Annotated in this window: 7 protein-coding genes; 1 reads left to right on the top strand and 6 read right to left on the bottom strand. The window is 35.6% G+C overall.

Annotated features, from left to right (window positions below; genetic code table 11):
* Positions 1-14: 14 nt before the first annotated feature.
* A complete protein-coding gene (locus U9P79_07700) occupies positions 15-1,841 on the bottom strand; it encodes a C45 family autoproteolytic acyltransferase/hydrolase (GenBank protein MEA2104506.1) in 1,827 nt (608 codons plus the stop codon).
* Positions 1,842-1,969: 128 nt separating this feature from the next.
* Between U9P79_07700 and U9P79_07695 the strand changes: the two genes are divergently transcribed.
* Entirely contained in the window at positions 1,970-2,272 is a 303-nt protein-coding gene (locus U9P79_07695; protein MEA2104505.1) for a polyhydroxyalkanoic acid system family protein, read from the top strand.
* Between the two features lie 346 nt (positions 2,273-2,618).
* Here U9P79_07695 and add read toward each other — a convergent pair whose 3' ends face one another.
* The 5 genes from add to U9P79_07670 form a co-directional block, all read right to left on the bottom strand.
* A complete protein-coding gene (gene add / locus U9P79_07690) occupies positions 2,619-3,692 on the bottom strand; it encodes an adenosine deaminase (protein MEA2104504.1) in 1,074 nt (357 codons plus the stop codon).
* A gap of 18 nt (positions 3,693-3,710) precedes the next feature.
* Positions 3,711-3,992, bottom strand: coding sequence for a 2TM domain-containing protein (locus U9P79_07685; protein MEA2104503.1), 282 nt, complete (start codon positions 3,990-3,992; stop codon positions 3,711-3,713).
* A 46-nt stretch (positions 3,993-4,038) separates the two neighbouring features.
* Positions 4,039-5,397, bottom strand: a complete 1,359-nt coding sequence (gene glmM, locus U9P79_07680; protein MEA2104502.1) for a phosphoglucosamine mutase — start codon at positions 5,395-5,397, stop codon at positions 4,039-4,041.
* Between the two features lie 22 nt (positions 5,398-5,419).
* Positions 5,420-5,872: a tRNA (adenosine(37)-N6)-threonylcarbamoyltransferase complex ATPase subunit type 1 TsaE gene (gene tsaE, locus U9P79_07675; GenBank protein ID MEA2104501.1), complete on the bottom strand. Its 453-nt coding sequence runs from the start codon at positions 5,870-5,872 to the stop codon at positions 5,420-5,422.
* Between the two features lie 88 nt (positions 5,873-5,960).
* Positions 5,961-7,514 carry a response regulator gene (locus tag U9P79_07670; protein ID MEA2104500.1) on the bottom strand — a complete coding sequence of 518 codons (1,554 nt, stop codon included), beginning with the start codon at positions 7,512-7,514 and terminating at the stop codon, positions 5,961-5,963.
* Positions 7,515-7,637 lie beyond the last annotated feature (123 nt).

Below are 7,637 nucleotides of genomic sequence, written 5' to 3'. Positions count from 1 at the left end.
CCATTTTAAAAAATTTATTTCACATAATCCGGTAAAGTTACTTTTATCCATTCATCTTTAAAATAGCCGAAATGACTGAAAATTATTTGATCAGTTAGATCACAGATCGAAGTTGCTCCAAATATCTGCATTGTTTTTCCGTCTGAGCTGGGAATTGATTGATAAAAATAATCACTCTTATTCGTTTTTTGGTAGAAGTTCGGATAATATTTTCCATTGGGAGCCAAAAAATCTATGATGTCTCTTGCCTTATCAAAATCTATATTTCCATAATTCGTCAGGAGCAATTTGTTCAGTGCGTCATATCGCCACTGAGAATCATCAACATGCTTTGACAAGACTTTTTCACTCCAATCGTTCATTGCAAAAAATCTCATTTGAGGAGCAACAAAATTATTGGTTGATAAAACACAATCATCCTTATTTTCCCGCTGGGGAGCGAAATAATATGAATGGGGAAGAGCTTTCGCCGTATGAGATGAATCAATAAAACCTGTAACAGCAAACATACTGTCCCGGTAAGGTTTATCGAAATTTGCAAACAATTTTTTGTTAAAAGTTAAAAATGTATCCGGGTATTCAAAATTGTGCCATCTCGCAACCAATCCGGCGGAAATTTTCGATTTCAAATTTTTCTCAATGAATGCACTATCCGGAAGCAAGTTTTTCTTAAATAAATAATCGGACGGATAATCAAGTGGATCTATTTCTACTTCAGGTTTCATACCTGCTTCCACGATTACAGCCTCATCGTTTTTCCCATCTGCAATTGAATATAACCAGGTTACTCCTCGATTAGCATTTTCGATGATCTTTACAGCAGAATCAGCAGAGGTGGCATTATGTCCGACATGCCGAACCAAAAGCAATGAGTTAAATCCCGGATTTTTAAAATTCACATTTGCTCCCACAACCATATCCACTCCTGCGGCAATTCCATCGCTGTTCATCGCAGTAATAGAACCCACAAATCCGGGGGCAGTTACAGCCACCATAGGCAGACGTTTTTTCTCGTTTTTCTGAGAATCAGGATTATAGATGATCATACACGCTGTTTTCTGAAAAACATCTTCTGTGGGAAACATAAAATCCCTGCCGTAATAATGCTTCCCGTCCACAGTAGCATTCCCGAAAACTGAAAACGCATTACATAATATTGGCATCCGAAGAGGATGAACTTCTATACCCGGGACACGCTTCCATAAACCCTCTACATTGTAAACGATTGAAAGGATATAATCAATTCCAACATTAAGGGTAAATATATCGTCAAAGGTTACTTTTGAATTGGGATTTGCTTTTTTACAACCATCAACAATTCCTTTCATCTCATCTAAGAGTTCTTGAGGAATTTCTTTGCTCATTTTTTTATCATTCCGCTTAATATCATTCATAAACATTTCCCAAAAAATGTTTTTCGATTTTTTGGACATTCCCGGATTCAAAAATGCTGGTATGATCCCATTTAAAAAATCGTCTGTCATCAAGTGAATTTTATCATAAGCCAATCTGCCAAGCAAAAATCCCATCTGATAGCCTGTTCCCTCAACGTAATAAATTGCTTTTTTCTTTTTACTTTCGTAATTATTGGCGGTTTTGCTAATGGCTTTCATTCCCCTTTTTCCTTGAAAAGTGGTTAGTTCTACTATTTTATATCCATCCTTTTCAAACGCAGAATCCAATTCGTGCAAAGAATTTTTGGGGAAATTTAAACTTGTAACCCCTTCTTCTATCAACACAGAACTTTTTTTCACTCCGTAATATTTTGAGCACCCGCTAACCAGAATTGCCACAAACAAAAAAACCATAACACTTACTTTACTTAAATTTCGATTTTTCATCCTTTATTCTCCATTTGTAAAATTTTAATTATGTTGCAAATCGTGATTGTTTTAGTCAATAATTTTATGATAAAATTGACAAATTGCTTTCAATTAGAAGCTTTATGAAAAAATGATAAGGATTTATTATGAAAATCATTCACAAACACAATGTTCCGCAGGATTATGCAAAGCAAAAAATCGAAAATAATTTCACCGATTTAATTAGTAATTTACCGAACGGAATCAAGATAAAAAAGATTGAGCGATGGTGGAACGACTATGAACTTGATTTCTCCTTTAAAGTTTATAAGGGATTTTTCAGTCTTCCAATATCCGGTAAGATCATCGTGGAGAAAGAAGCTGTTGTTTTCGATATCGAATTACCTGCTCTAATCTCGGAGGATATGATTAGGGAAGTGATTGCAGAAAATCTTAAGGATTTATTTTAAATTTTGAGCACATTTTTTAGCAACTCACAAAACTAACAATTTGATTATATAGTTTTAGTGTCCAGCGGGAAAGTGATGTTTGTGCAAATATTTTCCACAGAATAATTCAACGCAGAAGTACACTGAGGCAGCAGAAAAACCCCTGTTGAATATTAAAATACAAAGCATTCAACGGGGCAGGCGCTTATATTACACTTTTTACAATAAATTTTATCTTGCGAAAATCAATTTTAATCTGCGTTCATCTGCGTCCAATCTATACTTTAAGAGTCAACCATTGCGGAGGTGTGGATAAACAACATCCATCAACCATACGCAAGGTTTCAGTATTTCTCAAACTATTTTTTTACATCTTGTCGTCGTAATCCACTTTTTTAGTTTTCATTTCTTCTCTTTCGATTTGTTCCAATTCTGTAAGAACTTCTTTCAGCATAAGTGCTTTTTCTCGATAGGGTAGAAATGAACTTTTGAATCCGTTAATTATCAAATTCTTTATTTTCGGGTAATCAAAATTGTAATGCTCTACTGCCAGCATAAATTCATTTGTAATATCTGTGTTTGAAATAAGTCTATTGTCCGTGTTGAGTGTAACTCGCAAACCCAGGTCATAGAAAATTGAAAGCGGGTGCCTTTCATAAGAAGAAACAGTGTGAGTATCCAAATTACTCTTCAAGCAAATTTCAATGGGGATACGGTGATCATTTACATAATTTAGCAAATCTCCATCCTCAATGAGCCGCGTTCCATGACCAATTCTGTGAGCACCGCAATAATGAATTGCCTGATGAATGCTTTCAGGTCCATAACCTTCGCCCGCGTGGATGGTTATATTCAAGTTATTTTTTAGAGCAAGATCAAAAGCCTCCCGATGCTCTTTTGCCGGAAAGTTCATCTCTTGTCCAGCCAAATCAAATCCAAGCACTCCCTTATTTTTATAGGTGGTTGCCAAACTTGCAAGACGAACCGAAATTTCCGGACTCATATTTCTCATTCCACAAAATATTAGACCTGTTGTGATATTGAAATCTCTTTCCGCTTGTTTTAATCCATCCAAAACAGCATTCGAAACCGCAGTTAGTCCAAGCCCTTTATTCGTATGTAAGAGAGGGCAATATCTGATTTCCGTGTAGCGGATATTTTCTTTTGCTGAATCCTCTGCCAATTCATAAGCAGACCGAAATAAACTTTCCTCAGTCTGTAAAACCGACAAAGTTATGGCAAAACCTTCGAGATATTCTTCCAAACTTGCTGCATTTTCACCGGAGATTTTCCTTTTAAGTTCTTTAATTTTTGTAGAGGGAAGTTTGACCTTGTCTTTTTCCGCTAGTTCCAAAATCGTTGAGATTCTTACCGAACCGTCAAGATGGACGTGCAAATCCGTCTTAGGCAATTTCATAATTAATTCTTTTGTCATTTTCATGTTACAAATCCTTTTCTATTACTCTTTTTCTTTATATTTTTCTACTAATTCTTTGATCTTTTTATCTTCCCAATCTTGCCCTAAAAACAAATGGGTTCCAAACGTATTGAATCCGTGAATTACTAATCCTATCCCCCACCCGAGAAGAGGCCAATAAAACCACCATGTTCCTTTTGATGTGAAATAATTGAGTAAAAACAAACCAACATTCACAAGAATAAATACAATCAAATGAGAATAAAATCCTTTTATCTCTTCCACTCTTTTCTTCGCTTTGTCATAGAGTTGTTCATCATTCATTTTTTTTCTCCTTTGTTTTGTCTGAATTTTTATTAAACAATGAAATTCACAACAGATTTTTTATATCTGCGATAAGATTATCCGATTTTTTTTTTGAACCGCTTTCAGCGATAATTCGCATAATCGGTTCTGTGCCGGATTTTCGAATATGAATCCAAAATTTTTTGTCAATAATTTTCAATCCGTCTGTTGTATCAAATTTTTGATTGGGATATAATTTCTTTATTTTTTCCGAAAAATTAAGAAAATCAAAATCATCACTAATGGGGGTTTTTGTCTTTCTAATTACATAAACTGGAATTTCGTTTGCAAGTTCAGAAACCGATTTCTCGCTTTTCACTAAAGATGAGAGGATCAAAGCCATCCCCATTGGAGCATCTCTGGTAAAATGTAAATCAGGAAAAATAATTCCACCATTTCCTTCGCCACCGATTGCACAATTATTTTCTTTCATCTTTTCCGCCACATTGATCTCACCAACTTTTGAGCGAAAAACTTTAACCCCGTATTTTTCTGCAATATCATCCGACGCCATAGATGAAGAAAGGTTTGTGGCAATATTCCTTTTTATTATTCCCAATTTTACAATTTGAGAGAGGATATAATCCTCAGAAAGCAAGAGAGAATATTCTGTGCCAAGTGCCTTACCATTTTCTGAAACAATGGCTAATCTATCTACATCCGGATCTGTGGCAAATCCGACATCAGCATTTGTGTCTTTTACCAATTCCTCAAGTTTGATTAGATTCTCAGCAGTCGGTTCGCCAACCCGCGAAAAAATTCCGGTTGGTTCAGAAAACAATTCTGTGACTTCACAGCCCAATTTTTCCAACAGTTTGGGTGAACACAATCCCCCTGCTCCATTTGTGGAATCAATTACGACTTTAAATTTTCTCTCCTTTATCGCTTCCAAATCAATTAGATCCAAATTCATAATACTTTGAATATGACGATCAATCGCAGTTTCATCGGAACTTAATTGTCCTATATCTTTCCATTTTTTTTCGCAAATCTCTGAATCTGCAATTGCCCAAAATTTTTCGGATTGCTTCTCAGTAAGAAACGTTCCCGAATCATTAACCAATTTTAAAGCATTCCATTCCGGCGGATTGTGGCTCGCAGTAATTGCAAGTCCGCCCACAGCATCGGAATTTTCCACAGCAAGCAGAATAGTTGGAGTGGGGCAAATCCCCAGATCTACAACATCGCAGCCAACAGACATCAAGCCGGCAGAAACCGCATTGAAAAACATTTTTCCGGTTGTGCGAGAATCGCGCCCCACACAAATTTTCCCCTTTCCGCAAAATGTTCCAAATCTTTTTGCAAAGCCGAGAATCCGATCAACCGTTAATGATTCTCCTACTATTCCCCGAATTCCGGAAACACTTTTCATCAATTTCGTCATAAATATTTCTCCAGTTCGTAAATTATTTTTTATTTCGTGAAATCGTAATTTCGCGTGTTTTTTTATCTAATATTTTAAATTTTACGGTGATCAGATTATCCGGTAAAAATGATTTTGCAATTTCATACCATTCGATGAAAACAACTCCACTTTGGTTGAGAAAATCTGAAAATCCAATATTTTCCAATTCCAATTCGTTCTCAATTCTATAAAGATCAAAATGAATGAAAGGAATTTTCGCTTCATATTCATTCATTATTACAAAAGTCGGGCTTGTTACAAAATCCTTACAATTCAATGCTTCTGCCACTTGTTGCACAAAAAAAGTTTTTCCCGCACCAAGCTCACCTTCCAGCCCGATTACATCACCAATTTTAAGAATTTGCGAAAATCCGGCAGCAATTTTTTGCGTTTCTTCCGGAGAATAAGCAATAAATTTTGTTTCTTTCTGTAAATGTATGCTTTTCAAATCCATTTTAGAATAAAATATCCGTAATATTTTTCTTGCTTAAAAAAAATTCAACTTGAATCAATCGGCCAGCCAGCGGATTAACTCAAGTTTTCTACTTTTTTGTGGTTAAAGTCGCAATCGGCAGAATCATCTCATCCATCGAAATGCCACCATGTTGATATGTTCCGTGGAACTTTTTCTTATATTCGTTATAATCGGTGGGATAGACGAAATAATAATCTCCTTTTGCAAAAATAAAGCTGTCAACCAGTCCAGCAGCCGGAATTCCGATTTTGCCCAAATCATTGATTCGCATTGCATGATTTTCATCACAGGAAACATTTCTTCCATGTTTGGATCGCAATCCGGGTGTAGCTTTTTTATCGGAAATCACTTTGGAAGCATGTTCAACTTTTATGGAACCATGATCAGTAGTAATAAAAACGGTTGCATCCTGTTTTGCAATTAATTTCAACGATTTATAGAGATTAGAATTTAGAAACCAGATTTTCGTCAATGAACGTAACGCTCGGTCATTAGGAAGCATCTCTCGCAAAACTTCATCTTTAAAACGATGGTGTAAAAGCATATCAAGAAAATTATAGACGAGCACAATAAATCTCTCGTTTTTATAACTCGGTATTTTTTTTGTTACATACTCCCCCTCTTCCTGATTAAGAATTTTTGTATATTTTGACCCTTTGGGAAGCGAAACGTTTTTTCTCTTCATTAAATCATCAACAAGGAAATGCTCATACCTGTTTCTACTTGTCTCGGGGCTATCATCACCTTGCCAATATTGAGGAAATCTTTTTGCAATATTTTTTGGCAGCATTCCGGCAAAAATGGCATTTCGTGCATAGGGCGTAGAGGTGGGCAGAATGGAAAGATAATAGGAAATATCCACATTAAAAAGTTCTTCAAGATATGGTCGAATAGCCAAAAGTTGATCTGCTCGCAAACAATCGAGAACAATAAAATATGTGGGTTTTTTCTTTGAAATTTTCGGGATCACATATTTTTCGACGATATTGTGAGACATCGCATATTTGTTTTCCTGTACAAAATTTACGTAATTAGATTTGATGAAATTTGAAAATTCAGAATTGAAATTTTTCCGCTCGTAGCTATGAATCTGAAGCAGGTCATCGTAATTCAAATTATCAAGTTTAATATCCCATTCCACGAAACTCAGGAATATCTCAAACAAATCTTCAAGTTCCGGTTGGGTAAACATTTTTCGGTTATACCACGCAGAAAATTTTGCATATTCTTCACCGGTTCGCTCTCGCCGTATCTCTTCTGACATAACGATTTTTTTCAGAGACATCAAAACTTGATTCGGGTTGATAGGCTTGATAATATAATCGGATATCTGGTGCGAAATCGCTTTGTTCATCAAACCTTCTTCCTCATTTTTTGTAACCATTACAATCGGAAGAGTTTCATTTAGTTTTTTTATCTCGGTCAAAGTTTCGAGTCCGTCCAAACCGGGCATCATCTCATCAAGGAGAACGATGTCAAAATTGTTTTCTTCCACGAGTTTTATCCCGTCGTTTCCATTCGAGGAGGTGGTTATGCGATAATTTTTTTCTTCGAGAAAGAGAATGTGCGGTTTCAACATCTCAATCTCGTCGTCAATCCATAATACTTTTATTTCTTTCATTTTTACTCCATAAATTTATTTGCGATTGTATCGCTCTATAAAATTGTTTTTAAATTCTAAAAAAGTTTCATCCTCTATTGTTTGGCGAGCCAGACGAATCAATTCATTGTAAAAAGTGAGATT

It is taken from the genome of Candidatus Cloacimonadota bacterium, assembly GCA_034661015.1.
GTDB lineage: Bacteria > Cloacimonadota > Cloacimonadia > JGIOTU-2 > JGIOTU-2 > JAYEKN01.
The sequence above is the reverse complement of the archived record's forward strand: the minus strand, read 5'-3'. Positions and strand labels throughout refer to the sequence as shown.